At 66.9% G+C, this 25,896-nt stretch carries 22 protein-coding genes and 1 tRNA gene; 8 read left to right on the top strand and 15 right to left on the bottom strand.

Annotated elements, in window-relative coordinates; genetic code table 11:
* The 3 genes from IP89_RS22030 to IP89_RS22020 form a co-directional block, all read right to left on the bottom strand.
* On the bottom strand, positions 1 to 315 hold the full coding sequence (locus tag IP89_RS22030) for an NAD(P) transhydrogenase subunit alpha (RefSeq protein ID WP_021700956.1): 315 nt from the start codon (positions 313 to 315) through the stop codon (positions 1 to 3).
* Between the two features lie 11 nt (positions 316 to 326).
* On the bottom strand, positions 327 to 1,448 hold the full coding sequence (locus tag IP89_RS22025) for a Re/Si-specific NAD(P)(+) transhydrogenase subunit alpha (protein ID WP_043312068.1): 1,122 nt from the start codon (positions 1,446 to 1,448) through the stop codon (positions 327 to 329).
* A 389-nt stretch (positions 1,449 to 1,837) separates the two neighbouring features.
* Positions 1,838 to 2,362 carry a DUF962 domain-containing protein gene (locus IP89_RS22020; protein WP_043312066.1) on the bottom strand — a complete coding sequence of 175 codons (525 nt, stop codon included), beginning with the start codon at positions 2,360 to 2,362 and terminating at the stop codon, positions 1,838 to 1,840.
* An 83-nt stretch (positions 2,363 to 2,445) separates the two neighbouring features.
* On the opposite strand from IP89_RS22020, the gene IP89_RS22015 reads away from it, so the two are divergent.
* Positions 2,446 to 3,138 carry a Crp/Fnr family transcriptional regulator gene (locus tag IP89_RS22015; RefSeq protein WP_043312065.1) on the top strand — a complete coding sequence of 231 codons (693 nt, stop codon included), beginning with the start codon at positions 2,446 to 2,448 and terminating at the stop codon, positions 3,136 to 3,138.
* On the opposite strand, the gene IP89_RS22010 is transcribed toward IP89_RS22015, so the two are convergent.
* Both IP89_RS22010 and IP89_RS22005 read right to left on the bottom strand, forming a co-directional pair.
* Complete coding sequence (locus IP89_RS22010; protein WP_043312064.1) at positions 3,135 to 4,358, bottom strand: HDOD domain-containing protein; 1,224 nt, start codon at positions 4,356 to 4,358, stop codon at positions 3,135 to 3,137. The genes IP89_RS22015 and IP89_RS22010 overlap by 4 nt on opposite strands.
* Before the next feature lie 147 nt (positions 4,359 to 4,505).
* Positions 4,506 to 5,075 carry a TetR/AcrR family transcriptional regulator gene (locus tag IP89_RS22005; protein WP_043312227.1) on the bottom strand — a complete coding sequence of 190 codons (570 nt, stop codon included), beginning with the start codon at positions 5,073 to 5,075 and terminating at the stop codon, positions 4,506 to 4,508.
* A gap of 82 nt (positions 5,076 to 5,157) precedes the next feature.
* Between IP89_RS22005 and IP89_RS22000 the strand changes: the two genes are divergently transcribed.
* Together IP89_RS22000 and IP89_RS21995 are read left to right on the top strand one after the other, a co-directional pair.
* Positions 5,158 to 5,892 carry an SDR family oxidoreductase gene (locus IP89_RS22000; RefSeq protein WP_043312063.1) on the top strand — a complete coding sequence of 245 codons (735 nt, stop codon included), beginning with the start codon at positions 5,158 to 5,160 and terminating at the stop codon, positions 5,890 to 5,892.
* Positions 5,893 to 6,058: 166 nt separating this feature from the next.
* On the top strand, positions 6,059 to 6,655 hold the full coding sequence (locus IP89_RS21995; protein WP_043312062.1) for a 2-hydroxychromene-2-carboxylate isomerase: 597 nt from the start codon (positions 6,059 to 6,061) through the stop codon (positions 6,653 to 6,655).
* 7 nt (positions 6,656 to 6,662) lie between these two features.
* Here the strand turns inward: IP89_RS21995 and IP89_RS21990 are convergent, their stop codons facing one another.
* From IP89_RS21990 to IP89_RS21975, 4 genes are all read right to left on the bottom strand, one after another.
* Positions 6,663 to 7,853, bottom strand: a complete 1,191-nt coding sequence (locus tag IP89_RS21990; protein ID WP_043312060.1) for an HDOD domain-containing protein — start codon at positions 7,851 to 7,853, stop codon at positions 6,663 to 6,665.
* Between the two features lie 219 nt (positions 7,854 to 8,072).
* Positions 8,073 to 9,350, bottom strand: a complete 1,278-nt coding sequence (gene gabT / locus IP89_RS21985; protein WP_043312059.1) for a 4-aminobutyrate--2-oxoglutarate transaminase — start codon at positions 9,348 to 9,350, stop codon at positions 8,073 to 8,075.
* Between the two features lie 195 nt (positions 9,351 to 9,545).
* On the bottom strand, positions 9,546 to 10,997 hold the full coding sequence (gabD, locus tag IP89_RS21980) for an NADP-dependent succinate-semialdehyde dehydrogenase (RefSeq protein ID WP_043312057.1): 1,452 nt from the start codon (positions 10,995 to 10,997) through the stop codon (positions 9,546 to 9,548).
* 331 nt (positions 10,998 to 11,328) lie between these two features.
* Positions 11,329 to 12,336 (bottom strand): AraC family transcriptional regulator, encoded by a 1,008-nt coding sequence (locus IP89_RS21975; RefSeq protein WP_043312055.1) that lies wholly within the window; start codon positions 12,334 to 12,336, stop codon positions 11,329 to 11,331.
* Positions 12,337 to 12,472: 136 nt separating this feature from the next.
* On the opposite strand from IP89_RS21975, the gene IP89_RS21970 reads away from it, so the two are divergent.
* The 5 genes from IP89_RS21970 to IP89_RS21950 all read left to right on the top strand — a co-directional run bounded on the left by IP89_RS21970 (position 12,473) and on the right by IP89_RS21950 (position 15,545).
* Positions 12,473 to 13,528, top strand: a complete 1,056-nt coding sequence (locus IP89_RS21970; protein ID WP_043312054.1) for a fatty acid desaturase — start codon at positions 12,473 to 12,475, stop codon at positions 13,526 to 13,528.
* A gap of 71 nt (positions 13,529 to 13,599) precedes the next feature.
* Entirely contained in the window at positions 13,600 to 14,319 is a 720-nt protein-coding gene (locus tag IP89_RS21965) for an NAD(P)H-dependent oxidoreductase (protein ID WP_043312052.1), read from the top strand.
* Positions 14,316 to 14,480: a rubredoxin gene (locus tag IP89_RS21960; protein ID WP_043312051.1), complete on the top strand. Its 165-nt coding sequence runs from the start codon at positions 14,316 to 14,318 to the stop codon at positions 14,478 to 14,480. The genes IP89_RS21965 and IP89_RS21960 overlap by 4 nt, the downstream gene beginning before the upstream one ends.
* A 55-nt stretch (positions 14,481 to 14,535) precedes the next feature.
* A tRNA-Arg gene (locus IP89_RS21955) sits at positions 14,536 to 14,612 on the top strand.
* A gap of 171 nt (positions 14,613 to 14,783) precedes the next feature.
* The gene (locus IP89_RS21950) at positions 14,784 to 15,545 is read left to right on the top strand and encodes a hypothetical protein (RefSeq protein ID WP_043312050.1); all 762 of its coding nucleotides are present in this window, start codon (positions 14,784 to 14,786) and stop codon (positions 15,543 to 15,545) included.
* A gap of 6 nt (positions 15,546 to 15,551) precedes the next feature.
* Here IP89_RS21950 and IP89_RS21945 read toward each other — a convergent pair whose 3' ends face one another.
* The 6 genes from IP89_RS21945 to IP89_RS21920 form a co-directional block, all read right to left on the bottom strand.
* Entirely contained in the window at positions 15,552 to 18,137 is a 2,586-nt protein-coding gene (locus tag IP89_RS21945; protein ID WP_052081180.1) for a LuxR C-terminal-related transcriptional regulator, read from the bottom strand.
* Positions 18,138 to 18,270: 133 nt separating this feature from the next.
* Positions 18,271 to 19,635, bottom strand: coding sequence for a DUF1329 domain-containing protein (locus tag IP89_RS21940; protein WP_043312049.1), 1,365 nt, complete (start codon positions 19,633 to 19,635; stop codon positions 18,271 to 18,273).
* A gap of 14 nt (positions 19,636 to 19,649) precedes the next feature.
* Positions 19,650 to 21,488 (bottom strand): DUF1302 domain-containing protein, encoded by a 1,839-nt coding sequence (locus IP89_RS21935; protein WP_043312048.1) that lies wholly within the window; start codon positions 21,486 to 21,488, stop codon positions 19,650 to 19,652.
* A gap of 230 nt (positions 21,489 to 21,718) precedes the next feature.
* Positions 21,719 to 23,050 (bottom strand): MFS transporter, encoded by a 1,332-nt coding sequence (locus tag IP89_RS21930; RefSeq protein WP_043312047.1) that lies wholly within the window; start codon positions 23,048 to 23,050, stop codon positions 21,719 to 21,721.
* 254 nt (positions 23,051 to 23,304) lie between these two features.
* On the bottom strand, positions 23,305 to 24,528 hold the full coding sequence (locus tag IP89_RS21925) for a CaiB/BaiF CoA-transferase family protein (protein ID WP_043312046.1): 1,224 nt from the start codon (positions 24,526 to 24,528) through the stop codon (positions 23,305 to 23,307).
* Positions 24,529 to 24,600: 72 nt separating this feature from the next.
* Positions 24,601 to 25,782 carry an acyl-CoA dehydrogenase gene (locus IP89_RS21920; RefSeq protein WP_043312045.1) on the bottom strand — a complete coding sequence of 394 codons (1,182 nt, stop codon included), beginning with the start codon at positions 25,780 to 25,782 and terminating at the stop codon, positions 24,601 to 24,603.
* Positions 25,783 to 25,896 lie beyond the last annotated feature (114 nt).

The following is a 25,896-nucleotide window of genomic DNA, read 5'->3' as shown; positions in this document are numbered from 1 at the left end:
TTATTTGCCCTCTGCCTTGGCTTTGGGCGCCTTCTTCTTGAACATTTCCAGCATGCGGCGGGTAACCAGGAAGCCACCGAACACATTGACCGCGGCCAGGGCCACGGCCAAGGTGCCCATGGCCTTGCCCAGCGGGGTGACGGTCAGGGCGGCAGCCAGCATGGCGCCGACGATGACGATGGCGGAGATCGCGTTGGTCACGGCCATCAGCGGGGTGTGCAGGGCCGGGGTGACGTTCCACACCACGTGGTAGCCCACGTAGATGGCCAGTACGAAGATGATCAGGTTGTAGATGCTGGGGGAGATCAGTTCCATCTCTCGACTCCTTAACCGTTCTTGCGCACGACTTCACCGCCTTTGCACATCAGGCAGGCAGCGACGATGTCGTCTTCGAGGTTGAGCTGGAACTGGGCTTCCTTGTCGATCACGAGCTTGAGGAAGTCCAGCAGGTTGCGGGCGTACAGGGCGGAGGCATCCGCCGGCACCAGCGCGGCCAGGTTGGTGTGGCCGACCAGGGTCACGCCGTGCTTGACCACGACCTGATCGGCCTCGGTCAGCGGGCAGTTGCCACCTTGGGCAGCCGCCAGGTCGATGACCACGGAGCCCGGCTTCATCTCGGCGACAGTCGCTTCATGCAGCAGAGTCGGCGCCTTGCGGCCCGGGATCAGCGCGGTGGTGATGACGATGTCGGCCTGCTTGGCCTTCTCGTGCACGGCCTTGGCCTGACGCTCCATCCACGAAGCGGGCATCGGGCGGGCGTAACCGCCGACACCCTGGGCGCACTCGCGCTCTTCATCGGTCTCGAACGGTACGTCGACGAACTTGGCGCCGAGCGACTCGATCTGCTCCTTCACGGCCGGACGCACGTCCGAGGCCTCGATCACCGCACCCAGACGCTTGGCGGTGGCGATGGCCTGCAGGCCAGCCACGCCGGCGCCGAGGATCAGCACGCGAGCGGCCTTCACGGTACCGGCGGCGGTCATCAGCATGGGCATGAAGCGCGGGTAATGGTTGGCGGCGAGCATCACGGCCTTGTAGCCGGCGATGTTGGCCTGCGAACTCAATACGTCCAGGCTCTGCGCGCGGGAGGTACGCGGGGCGGCCTCCAGGGCGAAGGCGGTGACGCCACGGGCGTTCATGCGCGCGATGGTGTCGTTGCAGAACGGGTTGAGCATGCCGACCAGCACGGCGCCGGACTTCATGTGAGCCAGTTCGGCTTCGGTCGGGGCGACCACTTTCAGCACCAGGTCGGCACCGAAGGCGGCGGCGTCGTTGCCGATGCTGGCGCCAACGGCTTCATAGGCGCTGTCCGGGATGCTGGCGCTGATGCCGGCACCGGCCTGGACGGTCACCTGATGGCCTTGGCCAACCAGTTTCTTGACGGTCTCGGGCGTCGCGGCAACCCGCGTCTCCCCGGCGTGGGTCTCGAGAGGAACACCGATGTGCACTGAAAAATCTCCTGCGTGATCATTCTGATGAACCAGCGCACTACGTGTGGCACGCGGGTGTGTGGGATCAGCACAAACCGCCCCACAACAGGGCGGGGCGCGGCATTGTGCAGGCGAATTCCAGCACCATCAAGAATTTCTGAAGTGGCACTGCGGGATAACTACAAGTCACTCAGTGACCAATGGTTCCTGTCGCGGCCCGTAAAGTGCCGGTGTGCCTGGGATGCTGCTTGGTTGCGGGGTCTTGCACGGCTTTCAGGTCATCAAGGAGCTGAATGACCGTCCGTCAGTCACGGGTAATAAGCGAGGCGGTGTCGCAAAGTCGACAGACGGAGTCGTTCTTGTAGTCGTCCCGGCGGCAGGACTACCCAGCCGCCGGGAGAGGGGGATCAGGCCAGGGCCTTGGGCGGGCGAATGCAAGTGGGACCGGCGCGGTGTTCGACCGCTTCCTGGACCTCGGGGCGCAGGCCGAGCAGGAAGCCCAGTTCGGCGACCACGAACAGCGGGCCGACCACCAGGCCCATCAGGTCGTCGACGAAGGCGGGTTTGCGGCCCTCGTAGTAGTGGCCGACGAACTGGATGATCCAGCCGACCACGAACAGGCCGAGGCCGCCGCTGAGCCAGACCAGGGTGCTCTGCTGGGCCAGCGCGGCGCCGGCCCACAGGCTCAGCGCCAGCAGGGCGCCCATGATGACGCCGAAGCGCAGGTCCAGGCGCAGATAGAACAGGCCGGCGGCGATGGCCGTGAGCAGGGCGGGCGAAGCCCACAGGCCGGCGAGGTCCCAGCCCGGGCGCGAAAGCAGTACGGCGACGGCGACCACGATCATCGGGATGCCGATGAAGTGGCTGAGAATGTTGCGGCGGTCGCGGTGGTATTCGGCGTATTGGCCGAGGTGACCGACGAGGGTTTTCATTGTTATGGTCCTCAGCAAGGCAGGGTTGGTGGCATCATCACGCCAGCTTCCCTTGCACGACTGTCAGCTAGCCGACAAAGCCCATGCCCGAGAATCCCGTCACCTACTTGCCGCTGCTGGAAAGCGGCCAGTGGTTCAGCCACCTGCCGCAGCCACTGCGCGCCGCGCTGCTGGCCGAGGCGCGCCTGTTGCAGCTGGAGGCGGGGCAGAGCCTGTTCCGCCGTGGCGATCCGCCGTGCGGGCTGTACGCCGTGCTGGAGGGGATGATGCGCGTCGGCGCGGTCAGCCGCGAGGGCAAGGAGGCGTTGCTGACCCTGGTCGAACCGCCCTACTGGTTCGGCGAGATCTCCCTGTTCGACGGCCAGCCGCGAACCCATGACGCCTATGCTGAGGGCCCGACCCGTCTGCTGCAGGTGCCGCAGGCCGCGCTGCTGGCGCTGCTGGCACGGGAGCCCGGCTACTGGCGCGACTTCGCCCTGCTGATGAGCCAGAAGCTGCGCCTGGCGTTTATCGCCCTGGAGGAGATGAGCCTGTTGCCGGCGGCCCAGCGCCTGGCGCGGCGCCTGCTGATGATGGCCGAGGGCTACGGCGAGACCGGGCCACGGCGGGTACTGCACCTGGCCCAGGAGCAGCTGGCGCTGATGCTCGGCCTGTCGCGGCAGACCACCAACCAGATCCTCAAGGACCTCGAGGCGCGCGGCGCGCTGCGCCTGACCTATGGCGAGATCGAGATCTCCGACCTGGCTGTCTTGCGCCAGGCCGCCGGCGCGATCTAGCCCGGCACGGCGCTCAGCAGGCTGCCGGGCACCCGGCGCAGGAAGTCCTGGCTCAGGCGCAGCATGCGCGCGGGGCGTGATTCGACCAGCTCGCCGGCGTCGCGATTGCCGGGCATGGTCAGCAGCTGGGCGCCGAGGTTGAGGACCAGCGCCTCGCGGGAGAACACCCCGCTACCCAGCGCGTAGAACGCGGCGATCAGCTCGCGCAGGCCGAATGGCAGGCGCCAGCGGATGCGCAGCGCCGAGCCGAAGCCGGCGGCGCGCTGGCGCAGGTGCTGCTCGATTTCCTCGTTGGCCAGACTACCGCCGGCCTCCTGCCAATCCTGCAGGCAGCGCAGCAGGGCCAGTTCGCCGATGTTGTGCAGCAGGCCGGCGGTGTAGCACAGCTCATGGTCCAGGCGCAGTTGCGCCGCCAGCCAGTGGGCCAGTTCGGCCGTGCGCTGGGCGCGCTCGCCGACCTGGGTGGCCAGCTCGGCCAGGCGCGGGTCGCGCAGGCGCGCGTTGCGCTGCACGGCCAGGCCCAGCACCAGGTTGAGCGTGCGTGGCACACCGAGGCGCTGCAGCGCCTGCGGTAGGGTCTGGCAGGCGCCGCCACGCTGTTCGGCGGCGCTGTTGGCGGCGGCGATCAGGCGCGCAGTGATCTGCGGGTCGCGGGCGAATTCGCGAGCCAGCTGGCCGAGGTCGGTCTCGCTGGCGCGCAGGCTGTTGCTTACCGCCTCGCGGATATCGGCCAGCAGGGGCGCGCCCTGGCCTTCCTCGCGAACGCTGTCGAGGTACTGGCCCAGGTCGTTCACCAGCAGCGGCGTCGGCGCCAGGCTGCTCTCATTGCAGGCCGCGGGCAGCAGGCTGCTCAGGCGCTGGCGCAGGTGCTCGGCATTGAAGGGCTTGGCCAGGTAGGCGGTCGGTGCCAGTGGCAACACGGCGCGCACGCTGTTGGCGTCGACCCGGTTGCTGATCAGCACGCAGGGCAGGGCTGGCGTGCGCGGATGGCGGCGCAGCTGACGCAGCAGTTCGATGCCGTCGATGCCGGGCAGCTCGCCATCGGCGATCACCAGGTCGGGCAGGTGGCGGCGACAGCGGGCCAGGGCCGACTCGCCATCGGTGACGCGCTGAATGCGGGCATCCTTGCGGATATCCAGTACCAGTTGGGTAAGCAGATCGGCGGTCCAGGGGTCGGCTTCGGCGATGAGAACTTCCGGTGTTGCAGCCGGGGCGGACATGGGGACCTCGAGTGATGGCGAAATAATGGCGTCAGGATGGCGGCGCGCATTCTACGGGGCGGGCCGACGCCGGCCAAACGATCCCGATGAAATGCTGTGCGGGACGTCAGGATAACGCTTTCGAGAGACCGGTTTGACCGCTCTGGATCAATATTCCTGGGGATTTTCGGGAAGTTGGGCCTCGATCAGCGAGCGGCTGGCCGCTAGCACTTCTTCCTGGCGTACCGGTGTCGCCAGCATACGTGCCACCACCAGGGCTCCGACGCACTGGGCCAGCAGTGCCCAGGCCAGTTGTGGATTATCGAGCTCCTCGCCCCACGCCTGCTGCAGGCGCACCAGCCAGTGCTCAGTCTGCTCGCGCACGGCGAGGCCGGCGCGGGCGATCTCCGGGCCCAGGGTTGGCAGGGCGCAGCCGCTGTCCGGCTGCTCCACGTGCTTCATGTTCAGGTAGATGTCCAGGCAGCGGCGCAGCTTGTCCTGGCCGCCCGCGCCAGTGCCGAGCAGGGTGACGCTGTGGCTCAATTCGCGCTCGACGATGGCGGCGAACAGTTCGTCCTTGGAGGCGAAGTGGCCATAGAAGGCGCCGCCGGTCAGGCCGATGGCCTTCATCAGACCGTCCACCCCGGTCGCGGCGAAGCCGCCGCGCTTGGCCAGGGCGCCGCTGCTGGCGAGCAGTTTCTCGCGGGTCTGGGCCTTGTGTTCGCTGGAATAGCGCATGCTGGAATCCTGCTTGACGAGTGCTGCGAGCATAGCATAACGTTTCTTTACTAAATGATCGTTTATCAATGAGGTGGGCGGCATGAGCGAGAACAACAAGAAGGTGGTGCTGGTGATCGGTGCCGGCGACGCAACGGGCGGTGCAATCGCTAAGCGCTTCGCCCGTGAGGGCTATGTGGCCTGCGTGACTCGGCGCAGCGCCGACAAGCTGCAGCCGCTGGTCGACGAGATCCGCGCCGCGGGCGGCGAGGCTCATGGCTTTGCCTCGGATGCGCGCAAGGAAGAGGAAGTGGCGGCGCTGGTGGAGGGCATCGAGCGCGATATCGGCCCGATCGAGGCCTTCGTTTTCAACATCGGCGCCAACGTGCCGTGCAGCATCCTCGACGAGACCGCGCGCAAGTACTTCAAGATCTGGGAAATGGCCTGCTTCTCGGCCTTCCTCAGCGGCCAGGCCGTGGCCCGACGCATGGTCACCCGCGGCCGCGGCACCATCCTCTTCACTGGCGCCACCGCCGGCCTGCGCGGCGCCTCGCACTTCGCTGCCTTCGCCGGTGCCAAGCACGGCGTGCGCGCCCTGGCGCAGAGCATGGCGCGGGAGCTGGGGCCGCGGAACATCCACGTCGCCCATGTGGTGGTGGATGGCGCCATCGATACCGCCTTTATCCGCGATACCTTCCCGGACATCTATGCGCGCAAGGACCAGGACGGCATCCTCGACCCCGAGCACATCGCCGACAACTACTGGTTCCTGCATGCCCAGCCGCGCGATGCCTGGACCTTTGAACTCGATCTCCGCCCCTGGATGGAAAAGTGGTAACGCGCACCGACCCGCTGCGCGGCGCCCAGGCGTCGTTGGCACAGCGGTGCGAAATGTTCATTGGCAGTAGCCAACTGCGCTTTCTCCCCGCTGCGCCGCCTAGCCTGAACGCCGCTCGCAGGGTCGCGAAACTTCGTTAGAACAATCAAAAAGAGAGAAGTCATTCATGAGCAAGACCGTCGAGTTCTACTTCGATTTCGGCAGCCCCACCACTTACCTGGCCTGGACCCAGTTGCCGGCGCTGTGCGCCGAGACCGGCGCGAGCCTGGTGTACAAGCCCATGTTGCTCGGTGGCGTGTTCCAGGCCATCGGCAACGCCTCGCCGGTGACCATCCCGGCCAAGGGCCGCTTCATGATCCAGGACCTGGCGCGCTACGCCCGCCGTTACCAGGTGCCGATGCAGTTCAACCCGCACTTTCCGATCAACACCCTGGGCCTGATGCGCGCCGCGGTGGCGGTGCAGGAGCGTCTGCCTGAGCGCTTCGAGGCGTTCCTGGCGCTGATCTTCGCGGCGATGTGGGTCGAGGCGCGCAACCTCGGCGACCTGGCAGTGCTGGGCGAGGTGCTGGTCAAGGGCGGCTTCGAACCGCAGCAGTTGCTGGCGCTGAGTAGTGAGCAGACGATCAAGGACCAGCTCAAGGCCAATACCGACGAGGCGATCAAGCGCGGCGTGTTCGGCGCGCCGGCGATGTTCGTCGGCAACGAGCTGTTCTTCGGTCAGGACCGCCTGGACTTCGTGCGCGAGGCGCTGCAGGCGCAGTGAGGCGGGGCTAGCTCAGCTCCAGCTCGGGGAGCGAGCCGAGCAGGCTGGGGTTCAGCGCCAGCATCTTCGCCGCGCGACTGTCGGCCAGGCTGCGCGGGTCGCTGCCTTCCGGCAGTTCGCTGGCGAGCCGTGCGAGGTGCAGGATCAGCGCCTCGCGCGAGTACACGCCGCTGCCCAGCTGGAAGCACGCGGCGATCAGCTGGCGCAGCTCCAGCGGCAGGCGCCAGCGGGTGCGCAGGGCCGAACCGAACGGCGCGGCGTGCTGGCGCAGGGCGGCCTCCACCTGTTCCACCGTGAGGTCGCTGCCGCCCTGGTCGCACCAGTCCTGAATGCTGCGCAGCACGGCCAGGTCGCCGAGCAGATGGAGCAGGCCGGCGGTGAAGCAGCGCTCGCCGTCGGCGCCCAGCAGCAGGGCCAGCCAGTGCGCCAGCTTGGCCACGCGCTGCGACTGGCGCCAGATGCGTTGCCCCGGCTCCTGCAACTGCTCCTGCTCCAGGCTGATACTGCGTTGTAGCGCCAGGCCCAGGGCCAGGTTGAGGCTCTGCTTGAGGCCCAGGCGCGGCAGGGCCTGGGCCAGCGTCTGGCAGCTGCTGCCGCAGTGCTGGGCGGCGCTGTTGGCGGCGGCGATCAGCTGCGCTGTGAGCTGCGGGTCCTGGCGGAACAGCTGCTCCAGCTCGCCGAGGTCGTGGCCCTCCGGCTCCATGCAGCGGCGCAGGGCCTCCTGTACGTTGCGCAGCAGCGGCGCGCCGGTGGCGTCCTGGCGATGCTTGGTCAGGTACTCGGCCAGCGTCTCCTGGATCGGTGCCGGGTTCGAGCCATATTCATGGTCTTGCGGCAGGGCCTGGCGCAGGCGGCGTAGCAGGTCTTCCACATCGAACGGCTTGCTGAGAAAAGCGGTGGGTGCCAGCGGCATCACCTCGCGCACGCTACGGGCGTCGATGCCGGCGGCGATCAGGAAGAACGGCAGCGGCGGTTGGCGGCGCTGGCGGCGCATCTCGCGCAGCAGTTCCAGGCCGCCGCCACCGGGCAGGCTGAGGTCGGCGATCAGCAGGTCCGGCAGCGCGTGGCTGCAGCGCGAGCGCACGCTGGGGGCGTCGCTCAGCAGTTCCAGGCGGGCATTGGGGTGCTGGCTGCGCACCAGTTGGGCGAGTAGCTCGGCACTCCAGCGGTCGGCGTCGGCGATGATCACATTGGGCATGAGGTCTCGGGCCGCAGGTCACGAAAGGGTGGCGCCAGGCGGCGCATAACCAGCAGCGTAGACAATTGGTTTCGCCGCGATGCGGCGATGGCCGAATGCCGGGCAAAAAAAGACCCGCCGAAGCGGGTCATGAGGGAGTCGCCCGGCCTGGTGAGACCGCGGGCGAATCTGGACCGCCCCCATGCACTAGGGGCGGCACGCAGGATCGTGAGCCAGGCCTCAGGCCAGCTCGTCGAAGCACTCGGCGACGATGGCGATGCCTTTTTCCAGCTGGGCATCGGGGATGGTCACCGGCATCAGGAAGCGCAGCACGTTGTAGTAGGTGCCGCAGGACAGCAGGATCAGGCCCTTCTCGCGAGCGCGGGCAACGATCTTGCCGGTCAGCTCGGCAGCCGGCTTGCTGTGGTCGCCGCCTTCGAACAGCTCGATGGCGACCATCGAACCCAGGCCGCGCACGTCACCGATGACCTTGTGCTTGGCGGCGATGGTGTTCAGGCCGGCCTTGAGCTTCTCGCCCACGGCTTGCGAACGTTCCAGCAGTTTCTCTTCCTCGAACACTTCCATCACGGCCAGGGCCGCGGCGCAGGCGATCGGGCTACCGGCGTAGGTGCCGCCCAGGCCGCCCGGGGCGATGCTGTCCATGATCTCGGCCTTGCCGCACACGCCGGAGATCGGGAAGCCGCCGCCGACCGATTTGGCGAAGGTGGTCAGGTCAGGCACGACGCCCAGTTGCTCGGTGGCGAAGAAGGTGCCGGTACGGCCAGCGCCGGTCTGCACTTCGTCGGCGATCAGCAGGATGCCGTGCTGGTCGCACAGGGCGCGCAGGCGCTGCATGAACGGCTTGGAGTTGACGTAGAAGCCACCCTCGCCCTGTACCGGCTCGATGATGATCGCGGCGATGTCTTGTGGCTGGGCGTCGTTCTTGAAGATGCGCTCGATGCTGGCGATCGACTCGTCTTCGCTGATGCCGTGCAGCGGGCACGGTGCCAGGGCGCGGAACACGCCGCCTGGCATCAGGCCCATACCGGCGGAATACGGAACCACTTTGCCGGTCAGGCTCAGGGTCATCATGGTGCGGCCGTGGTAGGCGCCGGTGAAGGCGATCACGCCGGCGCGGCCGGTGGCGGCACGGGCGATCTTCACGGCGTTCTCGACGGCTTCGGAGCCGGAGGTGACCAGCAGGGTCTTCTTGGCGAAGTCGCCCGGTACGCGCTTGGCGATCTCTTCGCACAGGGCGATGTAGGGCTCATAGGCCAGCACCTGGAAGCAGGTGTGGGTCAGCTTGGTCAGCTGCTCCTGCACGGCGGCGATCACCTTCGGGTGCAGGTGGCCGGTGTTCAGCACGGCGATGCCGCCGGCGAAGTCGATGTACTCGCGGCCGTCGACGTCCCACACGGTGGCGTTCTCGGCGCGCTCGGCGACGATCGGGTGGATCTGGCTGACACCACGGGCCACGGCGGCCTGGCGACGTTGCAGGAGGGATTCGTTCTTGCTCATGTTGTCCTCATAAGCCGCTTATGGCGGCCCGGTCCAAGGATGATGACGGGGCGGGCGACGCTGCAGCTAACGATGATCGAACTGCTGTCTACTCGCTGGCCGTCGGCTGGGTTAGCCGGTGCCACCACCGGAAACGCCGACGCCGGGTGAGCACGGCTCCTGCCTGCTCACCCGACACCCACGGAAATGCTTGAATCAGATGCCGCCGAGGCAGAGGTACTTGATTTCCAGGTAGTCCTCGATGCCGTACTTGGAGCCTTCACGGCCCAGGCCGGAGGCCTTCATGCCGCCGAACGGCGCCACTTCGTTGGAGATCAGGCCGGTGTTGATGCCGACCATGCCGTACTCCAGGGCCTCGGCCACGCGGAACACGCGGCCCAGGTCACGGGCGTAGAAGTAGGAGGCCAGGCCGAATTCGGTGTCGTTGGACATGGCGATCACGTCGGCCTCGTCCTTGAAGCGGAACACCGGGGCCAGCGGGCCGAAGGTCTCTTCCTTGGCCACGGCAGCGTTGTTCGGCACGTTGATCAGGATGGTCGGCTCGAAGAAGCTGCCGCCCAGGGCATGCGGCTTGCCGCCGAGGGCCAGGGTGGCGCCTTTGCCGACGGCGTCCTCGATGTGTTCCTGGACCTTGGCCACGGCCTTGTTGTCGATCAGCGGGCCGGTGGTGGTGCCGCTTTCCAGGCCGTTACCAATGTTCAGCTTGGCTACGGCGACCTTGAGCTTTTCGACGAAGGCGTCGTACACGCCGTCCTGCACGTATAGGCGGTTGGCGCACACGCAGGTCTGGCCGTTGTTACGGAACTTGGAGATCAGCGCGCCATCGACGGCAGCGTCCAGGTCGGCGTCGTCGAAGACGATGAACGGCGCGTTGCCGCCCAGCTCCAGGGACACCTTCTTGATGTCCTTGGCGCATTCGGCCATCAGCTGACGGCCGATTTCGGTGGAGCCGGTGAAGCTCAGCTTGCGCACGATCGGGTTGCTGGTCAGCTCGGAGCCGATGTCGCCGGCGCTACCGGTGACCACGCTGAACACGCCAGCCGGGATGCCGGCGCGGTGCGCCAGCTCGGCCAGGGCCAGGGCGGAGTAAGGGGTCTGCGAAGCCGGCTTGAGCACCATGGTGCAGCCAGCGGCCAGGGCCGGGCCGGCTTTACGGGTGATCATCGCCGCCGGGAAGTTCCACGGGGTGATGGCCGCGGTCACGCCGATCGGCTGCTTGATCACGATCAGGCGCTTGTCCGGCTGGTGGCCCGGGATCACGTCGCCATAGACGCGCTTGGCTTCTTCGGCGAACCACTCGAGGAAGGAGGCGGCGTAGGCGATTTCGCCCTTGGCTTCGGCCAGCGGCTTGCCTTGTTCGAGGGTCATCAGGCGGCCGAGGTCGTCCTGGTGCTCGATCATCAGCTCGAACCAGCGGCGCAGTTTGCCGGCACGTTCCTTGGCGGTCAGCGCGCGCCAGGCCGGCAGGGCCTTGTCGGCGGCTTCGATGGCGCGGCGGGTTTCGGCGGCGCCCATCTTCGGCACGCTGCCGAGGATTTCGCCAGTGGCCGGGTTGTTGACCTTGATGGTCTGGCCGCTGTCGGCGTCCAGCCAGGTGCCGTTGACATAGGCTTGCTGGCGGAACAGCTGGGCGTCTTTCAGTTGCATGTTGTTCTCCTGGTGCACGGCGCCGATGGGGCAGGCAATCAAGCAAAAAAGCGGGCAGCCGAATAGCGCTGCCCAGCGTTTGAAATGTCAAACGAATCCTAGGGCCATGGTGGGGAAAGGGCAAGAGCTATGTTCGATAAAACCAACAAAATAACCAAAAAGAATGAACGACCATCCTTTCCCCGGCCTTTCCTCGGTAAAAGGGGCGCAGGCGAGGCCGTGCGTGGATTGCAGCGTGGCGAGTGGCAAGGCGAACGGTGGTTTTGTCTGTTCGATATCTAGAACGCTAGTGTCAAGTTGAGCTGTAGCGCTGTTCGCCACGCACTACAGCTTAGCCGCGTAGCGAATCGCGATATTGGCTGGGACTCTGCCCGGTCCAGCGCTTGAAGGCGCGGCTGAAACTGCTGCTGTCGGAGAAGCCGAGCAGGTAGGCCACTTCGCTGATCGAGCAGTCGTCCTGGCGCAGGTGGTTCTGCGCCAGGTCGCGGCGGGTGTCGGCCAGCACTTGCTCGTAGCTGCTGCCCTCGTCGCTGAGGTGGCGCTGCAGGCTGCGCAGGCTCAGGTGCAGGCCGTGGGCCAGGGCCTCGGCCGAGGGTTCGCCATTCGGCAGGTACTGCTCCAGGGCGCGGCGCAGGCGGCGTGCCACGGTGTCCGGTTGCAGCGCTTCCAGGCGTTTCTGCAACACCGCCTCGTTGTGCGCGGCCAGTTCCGGGTTGCCGTCGGTCAACGGTCGATCGAGGTCGGCGCTGGCGAAGCACAGCATGTCCTCGGCGGCGCAGAAGTGCACCGGGGCGCGGAACACTTCCAGCCACGGCTGCGGATCGCTGGGCGCGGCGCGGCGCAGATGCACCGACAGCGGTGCGTAGTCGCGGCCCAGGCGATTGCGGCAGGTGCGTACATAGATGGCGGCGAAGGCGTCGATGGCCTCGGGGGCGGGTGCCGGGCCGTCGGGCGGCAGACGCAGGTGCAGCTCGCAAACCTCACCGACCTCGCGCAGCTCCAGCTCCAGCGCATCGCTGACCACCTGGTGGTAGCGCACGATGCGTTCGAACACCTCGCGCAGGCTGCCGCTGGCCATTACCGCCAGGCCCATGGCGTGGAAGGTGGTCGGCGCCACGTGCCGCGAGGTGTGCAGGCCGAGGGTCGGGTCGCCACTGGCGGCCACGGCCAGTTGCCACAGGCGCGTGGTGGCCGGCAGCGGGTAGCGCGCGTTGGGGTCGTCCATCAGCGCCGGGTCGAGGCCGGCCTCGCGGCACAGGGCGGCGCTGTCCAGGCCGAGGCTGTCGAGCTGGCGGCGCAGCGCTCGGGTCCAGCTGGCCAGGGTGGAGGCTTCAGTCATGCAGGTTGGCATTCTCGGTCAACAGGTTGGCGTGGTCGGTCGGGCGCGCTGCCGTACCGGCGCGCACTCTAGTCTGGCCTGATCACAACAACGATCCCCGGCGCCCCGCATGGCGCCGCTACAAGAGGATGCGTGCATGACCCCGACTCCTGCAACCCACCAAGAACGCTCGGCGCATATTCGCGCCGTGGTGATGGCGCATGGCGACAGCCTGCGCCAGCGCTTTCCGATCCTGCGCCACCAGGACGCCATCGGCGCCGGCATCCTCGCCTTCGCCCTGGCCGGAATGCTCGGCAGCGCCTGGCTCTACGCCGAGGGCGCCATCGCCTGGTGGGCGTGCCTGCTGGCCAACGCCTTCTTCGCCTCGCTGACCCACGAGCTGGAACACGACCTGATCCACTCCATGTACTTCCGCAAGCAGCGCGTGCCGCACAACCTGATGATGGCGCTGGTGTGGATGGCGCGGCCGAGCACCATCAATCCGTGGATCCGCCGCCACCTGCACCTCAATCACCACAAGGTCTCCGGCACCGAGACCGACCTGGAAGAGCGCGCCATCACCAACGGCGAGCCCTGGGGCTTCGCCCGCCTGCTGATGGTCGGCGACAACGTGATGTCCTCGTTCATCCGCTTCCTGCGCGCACCGACCTGGGAGCGCCGCAAGATGATCGTCAGCCGCACGCTCAAGGGCTATGCGCCGCTGGGCCTGCTCAACTGGGGCGCCTGGTACGTGTTCCTCGGCTTCCATCTGATCGACTTCGTCGCTTCCGCTGCCGGCGCGCCGGTGGCCTGGTCGGCCACCACCCTGGCGGTGATGGATGGCATCACCTTCGCCGTGGTCGTGCTGGTCGGCCCCAATGTGCTGCGCACTTTCTGCCTGCACTTCGTCAGCTCCAACATGCACTACTACGGCGACGTCGAGCTGGGCAACGTGGTGCAGCAGACCCAGGTGCTCAACCCCTGGTGGCTGCTGCCGCTGCAGGCGTTCTGCTTCAACTTCGGCAGCACCCATGCGATCCACCACTTCGTGGTCAAGGAGCCCTTCTACATCCGCCAGATGACCGCGAACGTGGCGCACAAGGTGATGCGTGAGATGGGTGTGCGTTTCAACGACTTCGGCACCTTCGCCCGCGCCAACCGCTGGGATGCGCCGAGCAAAGAGGCCGCCGCGCCCGTCCAGCAACCGGCCTGATCGTCCTCGTCAGCCCCGCCGTGGCGGGCGTCTCCGGGGCCTGCGGGCCCCGTGCTTTTTCGGAACACTGCATGAATATCCTGATTGTCCACGCGCACCCTGAACCACAGTCCTTCTGCACTGCCATGAAGGACCTCGCCGTCGCCACCCTGGAGGGCGCCGGTCACCAGGTACAGGTCTCCGACCTCTACGCGATGAACTGGAACCCGGTGGCCTCGGCCGCTGACTTCCAGGTGCGCGGCAACCCCGACTACCTGACCTACGCCCTGGAGCAGCGCGAAGCGGCGAAGAACGGCCACCTGGCGCCGGACATCGCTGCCGAGCTGGACAAGCTGCTGTGGGCCGATCTGCTGATCCTCAATTTCCCGCTGTTCTGGTGCTCGGTGCCGGCCATTCTCAAGGGCTGGATCGACCGCGTGCTGGTCTCCGGCACCTGCTACGGCGGCTTGCGCTTCTATGATCGCGGCGGCCTGGCCGGCAAGCGCGCGCTGCTCAGCTTCAGCCTGGGCGGGCAGAGCCATATGTTCGCCGACGAAGCCGCCGTGCACGGCGACTGGGAGCCCATGCTGCGCCCGCTGCAGCGTGGCACACTGGCCTATGTCGGCATGCGCGTGCTGCCGCCGTTCGCTGCCTACCACGTGCCCTATATCAGCGCCGAGGCACGCGGCGTGATCCTCGACCAGTACCGCGACTATTTGCTCGGCCTGGAGAGCCTGCCGCCACTGCCTTCCCCCTCGCTGGCCGATTTCGATCGCGGCCTCAACCCGCTGCGCCAGGAGGTGCCGGCATGAAGAGCTGGATCTGCGTGATCTGTGGCCTGATCTACGACGAAACCAAGGGTTGGCCGGACGACGGCATCCCCGCCGGCACGCCCTGGGCTGAGGTGCCGGACGACTGGCTGTGCCCCGATTGCGGAGTGAGCAAGGCCGACTTCGACATGCAGGAGCTCTGAGCGACAGGCCGCATGGACGCCCGCGAGGTGGATGCGTATGATTGCGCCCCGCAACGCATCCGTAGCTCAGCTGGATAGAGTACTGCCCTCCGAAGGCAGGGGTCGTGGGTTCGAATCCCGCCGGATGCGCCAGACATGCAAAGGCCCCAGGTGAAAACCTGGGGCCTTTTCTTTTGTCCGGTGATTACCGGCGGTCATGGCCATGAGATATGGGAAGCCTGCGCGCCTGACGCTTGCCCCTAGAATCGGCCGATCGCCGCGCCTTGCGGCGGTGTCGATCCTCCCTCAGTGAAGAGACCCGGCATGCGTGTAGTTCGCCTGTTGTTGATCGGCTGCGCCCTGGCCCTGAGCCTGTCTGCGCGCGCCCAGGAAAGTCTGGCGCTGGAGCTGCTCCAGCTCGATGCCTGCCGCAGTGTCGGCAGTTTTCTCCGCCTGCGTGGCGAGGGCCTGCAGGCCGAGCACCTTGAGATAGTGCGGCGCGATAGCGCGCAGCTGCAGGCGGATTTCGAGAGCCTGCCCGAGGCCCAGCGCGGGCAGCTGCAGGAGCCCTACACGCGGCTGCTGGCCAGCCTGCAGGAAGGCCTGGGCTTCGGCCCCGCCGAAGAAGATGTGCCGTGGCGCTATCCGGAGCAGCTCAGCCGCGCGCTGGTCGATCTGCTCAAGGGTGCCGAGGCGCTGGATGGTGGGGTCGAGGACTCGCCCCTGATGGTCGCAACCAAGCTCGAACTGCTCAGCGCACAGTATGCGGCGCAGGCTTACCTCGGCTACTTCGAGGCCACGCCGGGGGCGGATGCTTCCTACCTCAGCCGCAGCGAGCAGCAACTGCTCGGCGAGCTGGATGCGGCGATGGCCACCTTGCTGCCGCAACTGGCCGCCAGGGCCGATGACCAGGGTCGCCGCGCCGGTGCCGACTGGCGCTACCTGCGCATGGCCCTCGGCGACTTCGACCGTACCGGCCGCGCCCGCCTGGGCCGTTCCGGGCGGCCGCTGGCACCGCTGATGGTCGGCCGCCACGCCCGCGGCATGAGCGAGCGCCTGCAGACGCTGGTGCTGGCCGCACGCTGAGCGCCGTCAGCCCAGCCAGCCCTCGGCCTTGGCCCGGGCTACTGCCTGGGTGCGCCGCTGTACGCCGAGTTTGACGTTGATCCGCCGCGCATGGGTCTTCACCGTGTGCAGCGAGATATACAGCTGCTCGGCGATCTGCTGGTTGGAGTGGCCCTGGGCGATCAGCCCGAGCACGGCCAGTTCGCGTTTGCTCAGCAGCGACTCGCTGGGCTCGCCATTGCCCGCGCAACTGGCCAGCTGGCGTGGCCACAGATCATCTTCCGCCAGCCAGTCGGGCACGCGCTCCTGCAGCTCCAGCAGCGGGCGCAGCTGTTGCTGGCGGCGCACTTCGCTGGCGCCGATGCGCAGCAGCGCGTCGGCCTCGTCCTCGCGGCCGGCCTGGTGCAGCGCCTCAGCCTGGATCAGGCGTACCTGGGTGGCCAGGCTGTGGTGGCCGCTGCGCCGACAGCCGTCGTGCAGCTGCTGTAGGGCGGCCAGCGCGGCTTCCTGTTCGCCGAGAACCAGGTCGGCCCTGGCCAGGGCCAGCTGGGCGCGGGGCAGCAGATCGTAGAAGCCGGAGGGCGCCAGATGGTCGCTGCCCTCGAGGCGCCGGCAGATGCTGAGGAAGGCGTGGCGTGCGCGCTGCACCTCGCCCTGGCGCAGCCACAGGTTGCCCTGGGCCAGCAGCAGGACGTCGCGATAGCGCACCTCGGGCACGTGCAGCCACTGCATCTGCCGTTCGGCGCGACGCAGCAGCTGCAGGGCATGCTCGCTGTCGTCGCGATGGGTGGCCAGTTCGGCCAGGCCGAGGTAGCCGAACAGCAGGTAGGCGTCTTCGCAGGACTCGGCCTCGCGCAGGCCGGTCTGCAGCGTCTCGCGGGCCGCCTCGATCTCGCCGCGGGCAGCCAGGATATTGCCGCGCAACAGCAGCAGGCGCGCCAGCACCGGGCCGCGCAGTGCCGCGCCCTGCAGCGATTGCAGGCATTGCTCGGTGTGTTCCAGGGCGCGCTCGTGCTCGCCCTGCAGGTTCAGCAGGTGGATGTAGTCGACGCTGAGCAGTGCCTCGAACAGCACGTTGCCGCGCAGGCGCGCCAGGCGCAGGCCCTCGTGGCTGTGCTGCTGCGCGCGCGGCAGGTCGCCCTCGGCCAGTGCCTGCTGGGCCAGCGCCTGCTGGCAGAGGATGTGCAGCGACCAGGCCGATTCGGGTAGTTCGCGCAGTGCTTCCAGGCAATGCTCGCGGGCGCTGCTCAGGCCGCGCTGGCGCTGCAGCACGCCGAGCACCGCCTGGTAGTGGGCGATCAGCTGCGCCTGGCGCTGGGCGGTGGGTTGCGGGAGGAAGCGGCCGACCTCGGCCAGGCAGGCGTCGACCTCGTCCAGGCGGGTGCAGATGATCAGCGCCCAGGCCTGCAGCATGAGCAGGCGCGGCGTGCTGTTGAACAGACTGGCGGGCAGCTCGTCGCGCCAGTGCAGGAACTGCGCGACGCTCTGGCCGATCAGCAACTGGTCCTGGCCGAAGCGTTGCAGGTAGCTGGCCGCCACGTCCGGTTGCTCGGCCCACAGCGCATGTTCCACCGCCTCGCGCACCGCGCCCTGGCCGGCGAACCACTGGCAGGCGCGGATATGCGCATGCACGGGTACCTGGCCGCCGGGCAGGCGCTTGAGCATGGCCGCCAGCGGCTGCCACAGGCGGAACCACTCGCCACAGCTGTCCAGGCTGTGCAGGAACAGCTGGCGCTGGCGCAGTTGCTCCAGCACGCCGGCGCCGCCCTGTTCTTCCAGCAGGTGCTCGCACAGTTCGGCGGAGAAGCGCGGCATGTGCGCGAGGACAAACAGCGCGTGGCGCAGCGAGGACGGTAGCGCCGCGAGGACTTCGCGTTCGAGGTAGTCGAGCAGCAACGGCGTGCCGGCGCTGAGGCGCTGGGCCAGGTTGTCGGCGTTGCCGCCGATCAGCAGCAGGCAGACGCCGGCCAGCCAGCCTTCGCTGTGTTGCATCAGCTGGGCGGCGAGCTCGTCCGGCAGGCGTTGCTGGCGCTGTTGCAGCAGGCGTTCGAGTTCGCCGGCGTCGAGCGCCAGGTCGTGGGCGTCGATCTCCTGCAGGTCGCCCTGCAGCAGCAGGCGTGGCAGGTTCCAGGCTGGCCGGCGGCGGCCGCCGATCCACCAGCGCAGGGTATGTGGGGCGCGTTCGAGCAGGCGGTCGAGGCATTCGTCGAGCTCGGCGCAGGGTTGCCGTGGATAGTCGTCGAGGATGATCCACAGCGGTTGTTCGACACGGCCGAGCAGCAGACCGAGTTCGGCGCAGGGTTCGCCGTCGCTGTGCGGCAGCTGCAGGGCGGCGGAGAGGCGCGCGAGCAGTTCCGCCGGGCTGTGCGGATGGCCGAGCAGGTCGAGCCACACCACGCGGGTGCCATGGGGCGCCTGGCGGGCGCATTCACCCAGCAGCACGCTCTTGCCGAAGCCGGCGGGTGCGCAGACCAGGGTCAGACGGCTGTCGCCGGACAGCAGCGCCTGGGTCAGGCGCGGACGGGCGATATGCGCCGCCGGCAGGCGGGGCAGCGAAGGATCGGGCTGGCGCGCAGCGGCAGCCGGATGCAGGGCGCGAACCTTGTCGTGCATGGTCGTGGCCTCGGCTCTTGTAGTTGTTGTAGCGAGAGGTCGATCTTATCCAATTCGTTGCCCGCATGACTGCCGCGGACAAAAAAGGCGACCGCTGGGGTCGCCTCAAGTTGGAGCAGCGTTGCGATGAAACTCAGCGGACGCCGGCGTTGCGCAGTGCAGCCGGAGTGAAGTCCACGGCCGAGGCCTGGGTACCGTAGCGCACGGCACTCTTCTCCTCGTTGGCCATGCCGATGGCCAGGTAGCGGCCGGCGATGATGTCGTACAGGGCCTCGAAGGCGTACACCGGCACCTGCTGGTCGAACTGCTGGATCAGCATGGCCTGGCCTACGCGCCACAGCTGGCCGCGACCGTCATAGTGCTCGGACACGGCGATCTGCCAGCTGTCCTCGTCGATGAAGAAGCGACGCTTGGCGTAGATGTTGCGCTCGCCGGACTTCAGTGTGGCTTCGACTTCCCAGACGCGGTGCAGCTCGTAGCGCGCCAGGTCCTGATTGGTGTGGCCGGCCTGGATGATGTCGTCGTATTTCACCTGCGGCGAGGCGATGCGGTAGTTGTTGTACGGGATGTACAGCTCACGCTTGCCGACCAGCTTCCAGTCGTAACGGTTGGGTGCACCGTTGTACATGTCGAAGTTGTCCGAGGTACGCAGACCATCGGCGGCGGTACCCGGACCGTCGTAGGCGACCTGCGGGGCGCGGCGCACGCGACGCTGGCCGGCGTTGTACAGCCAGGCCATGCGCGGCTCCTTGATCTGGTCCAGGGAGTCGTGCACCAGCAGTACGTTGCCCGCCAGGCGCGCCGGCGCGGTGACGCGCTGCTTGAAGAACAGCAGGGCGTTCTCGGCTTTCTTCGGATCCAGCCCCTTGGTGTCGTTGGGGAAGGCTACTTCGTCCTCGAAATGCACCAGGGTGAAGTTGCCGTTGGCTTGCGGAGCCGCCTGCACGATGGTGCGCTGCAGGTTGCCGCCGCGGTAACGGGTGATGTGATTCCACACCGCTTCCAGACCGTTCTGCGGGACCGGGAAGGCGTAGTAGCGGCTGTCGGCGAATCCGTTCAGACCGTTGCCGCCCTCGATCAGGCTGGTGTTGGTGGCGCTCTTCTTGGCAGCTTCGTAGATCTTGTCCGGCAGGGCGACGCTACGATGGCTGGGATATACCGCCATCTTGTAGGTCTCCGGGTAGCGCTTGAACATGGCCAGTTGGCCGGCGGCCAGCTTGTCCTTGTACTGCTCGACGTTCTGCGCGGTGATGGTGAACAGCGGCTGCTCGTTGGCGAACGGGTCGGCCAGGAAGCCACCCGGCAGTACGGTTGCGGCATTGGTCGGCAGGCCGCCGGTCCAGGCCGGAATGCTGCCGTCGGCGTTGCCGGCCTTCTCGGCGCCCAGCGGAGTCAGGCTGCTGCCGAGCTTGGCGGCTTCATCCGCCGACACCGCGGCGAGCACACTGCCGGCCAGCAGCGATAGGGTGAGGGCAGTGATCAGTTTTGTTGTTTTCATCTCGATCGATTCCCTTAGAAGTTCACACCGACGCTGAACGCAATGAAGTCGCGGTCGGTCTGGGTGTTGTAGTCGCCGTCAAAGAAGTTGGTGTACGACAGGCTGGCGGTGTAGGTGTTCAGGTATTCGGCGTCGACGCCCAGGCTGACCGCTTTGGAGCCTTCGTTGAAGTTCGGGCCATAGCCATCGACATCATGTGACCAGGCTATGTTCGGTTTCAGGTTCACGCCGGCGAACACGTTGTTGTAGTCGAGGATGCCTCGGGCGCGATAACCCCAGGAGCCGGCGGTATAGAAGCCGTGGTAGCCGTAGTCGCGAGCGGCGGCGATGTTCGATGCAGCAGTACCGTGCGGTGAGCCGTAGATCGAGTCGCGGCCGTAGGCCACTTCGCTGGTGCTCTCCAGGCCACCGATTCGGGTGTAGGCCACTTCGCCCACCAAGGTCAGACGCTCGGCACCGAGGACCTGATCGAAGAAGTGAGTGAGGGTGGTCTGCAGTTGGGTGACTTCCTTGCGGTTGTAGCCGCGGATATCCCGATCGCCCGTCGCCGAGCCGGCCGCAAGGCCTGCCAAGCCGCCACCTGCCGCAGTAGCAGCAGCTACAGGAACGGTGGCCAGTTTGGCGGTCATATCAGTACCGTTGATCTGCAGCGGCATGTTCGGCCGGTAGCTGATCTCGCCGGACCAGGCGGTGCCGGTGGGCAGCGTGGTAGAGAAGCTCAAGCCATACAGCTGAATATCTTCCGGATACTCAAGGAAGTAATTGCCGTTACCTAGCAACATGGCTTGCGCGAACGCGGGGTTCTGCAGCGCAGTACTGATAACCGCTGGATTAGCCGTGTGCATGCTGACGTTCGGCGTGCGGCTGTGGTAGTTCATGAAGTAGGCGGCGTACTCGGCCTCGTCACCGAGCCAGCGCAGCGCAGCGCCCCACTGACCGTCGTCGCGGGCATCGCGATCCCCTCCGCGCGGCACGACCAAACCTTCCGGCACCACGGTCACACCACTCAACAGTGCTTGCGCGCCAGGACCTGCAACACCTGCCTTGACGCCGCGTAAGCTTGCAACGGAGGCCGAGTCGAGAATCGTGTAGTTGCTGTTACAACCGTCCGCCAGCACATCGGCGCCAGCGAAGAAGGTGCCGCAGTTGTCGATGACGGTCTGGTCCCATTCCAGCTGGTAGAAAGCCTCGGCGGACAGCTGGTCGGTAATGGTCTGGGACATGTAGAACATGTTTACCGGAATCAGGCCTTCCTTGATCTCCGCGCCGGGGCGGCGGAAGGCGGCGGCGTCGATCGGGTTGATCGAGTTGATGCTGTTACCGATGAAGGTGCTCTCGCCCCAGCTCACCACCTGCTTGCCCAGGCGCACCGAGCCCGGCATGTCGGCGATGGCATAGTTGTGGTAGACGAAGGCGTCGAGGATCTCGGCGCCGGAGGACTGCGCGGCCTGCTTGCGGTTGGAGTCGTCGATATCCTTGAACAGGCGGCTCTCGTCCTTCAATTCGAAGTCGTACCAGTACTTGCCGCGCACGAAAACGCCGGTATCGCCGTACTTCAGTTCGAGATCGTGGATGCCCTTGAAGATCTTCGAAAAGGTCTCGCCACGTTTGAAGTTCAGGCGGCCGTCGTCACCGGTCTGGGTGTAACCGGTGCCGCCGTTGGCGTTACCAATCAGGTCTTTGTCCGGTTTGGCGGTGGACCAGCTGGCGCCGACGGACATGGACGAGTCGAGTTGGCCCTCGATCTCCCCGATATTGAAGTTGACGGCATGCGCCGGTGCGACAGAACCGAGGGCGATGGCCAGGGCGAGGGTGTGCGGCTGGAAGATTCCGGGCCTTGTTGTTTTTGTCATGAGGCTCTCCGTGAATGGGGGTGCAACTGAGCGCACCCTACCCAGCGGATGACAGGCACATAAGCGCACCAAGGATGTATTTAGCGTGTCGCTCGAAAGTACTAATGGCGTTAACTGGCGGGCCTTGGAGGCGGCAGCAATCGGGTGAATGGGCGGTCATAAATCAAACCCCTGGCCAATGAAAAAGCCCCGCCATGGGCGGGGCTTGCTGGGGCGTCGAAAGGAGCTCGTCAGGCCGGGTTGAGCGACCACTGTTGCAGGCGTTGCAGGCTCTCGCGGTAAGGGTGCAGGCCGCGCCAGAGCAGGATAACCGAGGAGCACACGGCGAGGCTGGTGACGATCAGCAGCGAGTAGCGCAGGGCGTTGTCGTCGGCGAACACGAAGTCGGTGACCAGGGCCACCGCGGTCGGGCCCAGGCCCAGGCCGATCAGGGTGATGACGAACAGGTACAGGGCCGAGGCCTGGCCGCGCATCGAGTTGGGCATGATCTCCTGGATTGCCGCCGGCGCGACGCCGAAGGGCATGCTGAGGAAGAAGATGGTCGGCGCCATCAGCACGCAGGACCAGAAGGCATCGGCCATCAGCGGGAAGGCGAGGACGAAGGGCAGGGCGCCGACCGCAGCGTACAGGCCGACGCGCATGTTGGCGTCGCTGTTGCCGCGTTTGGCCAGCCAGTCGGCCAGGCGCCCGCCGAAGACGATGCCGAGGCAGCCGAACACCGCGACCAGCGAGCCATAGACGATGCCGACCTGGCCGGCGTCCCAACCGTAGGTGCGGATGTAGAAGGTCGGAATCCAGGCGGCGCTGCCGTAGCCGGCCAGCGACAGGCCGGCGAAGCCGAGGTTGTGGCACAGCACGGTGCGACGGTTGCTGCGGATGTAGCGGCCGACATCGGCCAGCGGAATTGCCACGCCGGCACCGACACCGCGCCGCGCCGGTTCGCGTACGGCCAACATCAGCAGGGTGAACAGCACCCCGGCGGCGCCGAGGATAAGGAAGATCAGCTGCCACGGGCGTACCTCGCCGAACACCGGCAAATGCACGTCGCCCTGGGCGGAAGCGAACTGGATCACCAGGCCGCCGAGCAGGAAGGCGATGCCCGAGCCGAGGTACACGCCCATGCCGTACACCGCCATTGCGGTGGCGCGGCGGTTGGGCGGGAAACTGTCGGCGATCAGCGAGTAGGCGGCCGGCGACAGCGCGGCCTCGCCGACGCCGACGCCGATGCGGCAGATGAGGAATTGCCAGTACAGCTTGGCCATGCCGCAGGCGGCGGTGGCCGCGCTCCAGAACAGCACGCCGACGGCGATCAGGCCGCGCCGGCTCTTGGTGTCGGCCAGGCGGCCGAGGGGGATGCCGCACACGGTGTAGAACAGGGCGAAGGACAAGCCCATCAGCAGGCTCATCTGCGTATCGGTGATATCGAGGTCGCGGCGGATCGGGCCCACCAGCAGGTTGAGGATCTGCCGGTCGATGAACGACAGCACATAGGCGACCATCAGGATGGTGACTGTGACCCAGGCAGAAAGGCTGGAGGGATAACCGTTGTTGTTATTGGACATGGTCAGGGGCTCCGCGGCGCCGTATTGGCACGCTTTGGGGTGACTGGTGTGACCCCAGCTTAGGACCGGATAACCAAGGCTTAGTATCGCTCGAAGGTACTATCAGCAAATTGAATCAGGTTGATGTCCGCTCGCTGATGACTGTTACCAAGTGCGTGAGGCAGCTGTCGACGCCAGCGAGAGGCTCGCTGGCGGGCGCTTCAGACAGGCACCGGCGGCTCGTTCGATCGAGCCGCTAGAAGAGCTGGCGCAGCTCAGATCACCGCATTGCGCCGCAGATCGTCGATCTGCCCGGCATCCAGGCCGAGCAGGCGCTGCAGCAGCGTTTCGGTGTGCTCGCCGAGCAGCGGTGGGGCCAGGCGGTAGTCCACCGGGGTGGCGGACAGGCGCAGCGGGCTGGCCACCTGCGGGGTGACGCTGCCCATGCCATTGCGCATATCGACGTGCAGGCCGCGGGCCTGTACCTGCGGGTCGGCGAAGACCTGGGCCAGATCGTTGATCGGCCCGCATGGCACACCGGCCGCCTCCAGCAGCGCGACCCATTCGGCGGTGGTCTTGAACACCGTGGCCTGGCGCAGCAGCGGGATCAGTTCGGCACGATTGGCCACGCGCGCCTTGTTGGTGGAAAAGCGCGAGTCGTCGGGCAAAGCCGGAAGCCCGGCGACCTCGCAAAACTTGCGGAACTGCCCGTCGTTGCCCACGGCGAGGATGAAGTCGCCATCGGCGGTGGGGAAGTCCTGGTACGGAACGATGTTCGGGTGGGCGTTGCCCAGACGCTTGGGCGCGCTGCCGGTGGCCAGGTAGTTCATCGCCTGGTTGGCCAGGCAGGCCACCTGCACGTCGAGTAGGGCCACGTCGATGTACTGGCCCTGGCCGCTCAGTTCGCGGGCGCTCAGAGCGGCCAGCACGCCGACCGTGGCATACAGCCCGGTGAGGATGTCGGTGAGCGCCACGCCGACCTTCATCGGCCCGGCGCCGTCTTCACCATCGGGCTTGCCGGTCAGACTCATCAGCCCGCCCAGGCCCTGGATCATGAAGTCGTAACCGGCACGCTTGGCGTACGGGCCGTCCTGGCCGAAACCGGTGATCGAGCAGTAGATCAGCCGCGGATTGACCGCCTTCAGCGATTCGTAGTCGAGGCCGTAGGCGGCCAGGCCGCCGACCTTGAAGTTCTCCAGTACCACGTCGCACTGCGCCGCCAGCTCGCGCACCAGGCGCTGCCCCTCGGCCTGGGTGAAGTCCAGGGTCAGCGACTGCTTGTTGCGGTTGGCGCACTGGAAGTAGGCCGCCTCGCGGCTGTCGTTGCCGTCGGCGTCCTTGATATAGGGCGGGCCCCAGTGACGGGTGTCGTCGCCACTGCCGGGACGCTCGACCTTGATCACTTCGGCGCCGAGGTCGGCGAGGATCTGCCCGGCCCAGGGGCCGGCCAGCACGCGGGACAGGTCGAGGACACGGATATGGGATAGGGCGCCGGGCATGGGATCACCTGGATGTGCAGCAGAGTGGGGAGCGGCAGGCCGTGCGGGCCTGCCGTGACGGGCTGGCGAGGCTTAGAAGAACGCCTGCAGGCCGGTCTGCGCGCGGCCGAGGATCAGCGCGTGCACGTCGTGGGTGCCCTCGTAGGTGTTGACCACCTCCAGGTTGACCAGGTGACGGGCCACGCCGAACTCGTCGCTGATGCCGTTGCCACCCATCATGTCGCGAGCCATGCGCGCGATATCCAGCGCCTTGCCGCAGCTGTTGCGCTTCATGATCGAGGTGATCTCCACCGCGGCGGTACCTTCGTCCTTCATCCGGCCCAGGCGCAGGCAGCCCTGTAGGGCCAGGGTGATCTCGGTCTGCATGTCGGCCAGCTTCTTCTGGATCAGCTGGGTCTGCGCCAGTGGGCGGCCGAACTGGGTGCGATCCAGGGTGTACTGGCGCGCGGTGTGCCAGCAGAACTCGGCGGCGCCCAGGGCGCCCCAGCTGATGCCGTAGCGCGCGGAGTTGAGGCAGGTGAACGGGCCTTTCAGGCCACGCACGTCGGGGAAGGCGTTTTCCTCCGGGCAGAACACGTTGTCCATGACGATCTCGCCGGTGATCGAGGCGCGCAGGCCGACCTTGCCGTGGATCGCCGGGGCGCTCAGGCCTTCCCAGCCCTTCTCCAGAACGAAGCCACGGATCTCGCCAGCGTCGTCCTTGGCCCAGACCACGAACACGTCGGCGATCGGGCTGTTGGTGATCCACATCTTGCTGCCGCTGATGCGGTAGCCGCCGTCGACCTTCTTGGCGCGGGTGATCATCGAGCCCGGGTCGGAGCCGTGGTTCGGCTCGGTCAGGCCGAAGCAGCCGATGTATTCGCCGCTGGCCAGCTTGGGCAGGTACTTCTGGCGGGTCGCCTCGTTGCCGAACTCATGGATCGGCACCATCACCAGCGACGACTGCACGCTCATCATCGAGCGGTAGCCGGAGTCGATGCGCTCCACTTCGCGGGCGATCAGGCCATAGCACACGTAGTTCAGGCCGCTGCCGCCGTAGGTTTCGGGAATGGTCGCGCCGAGCAGGCCGGTCTCGCCCATCTCGCGGAAGATCGCCGGGTCGGTCTTCTCGTGGCGGAAGGCTTCCAGTACGCGCGGGGCCAGCTTGGCGGCGGCGAACTGCTGGGCGCTGTCGCGCACCATGCGCTCTTCCTCGGTCAGCTGCTGGTCCAGCAGCAGCGGGTCGATCCAGTTGAAGCTTGCCTTGGCGGCCATGGGCGAATCCTCGAAACGGGGGCAGTGGAAACCGGCGCTGGCCGGACGATGGAGAGAGACTAGGCGGCGTGGCGGCCATGGGCAAACGAGGATTTCGCATGCTGTTGTGCGAAT

The sequence above is a fragment of the Pseudomonas sp. ML96 genome, from assembly GCF_000761545.1.
GTDB lineage: Bacteria > Pseudomonadota > Gammaproteobacteria > Pseudomonadales > Pseudomonadaceae > Aquipseudomonas.
The sequence above is the reverse complement of the archived record's forward strand: the minus strand, read 5'-3'. Positions and strand labels throughout refer to the sequence as shown.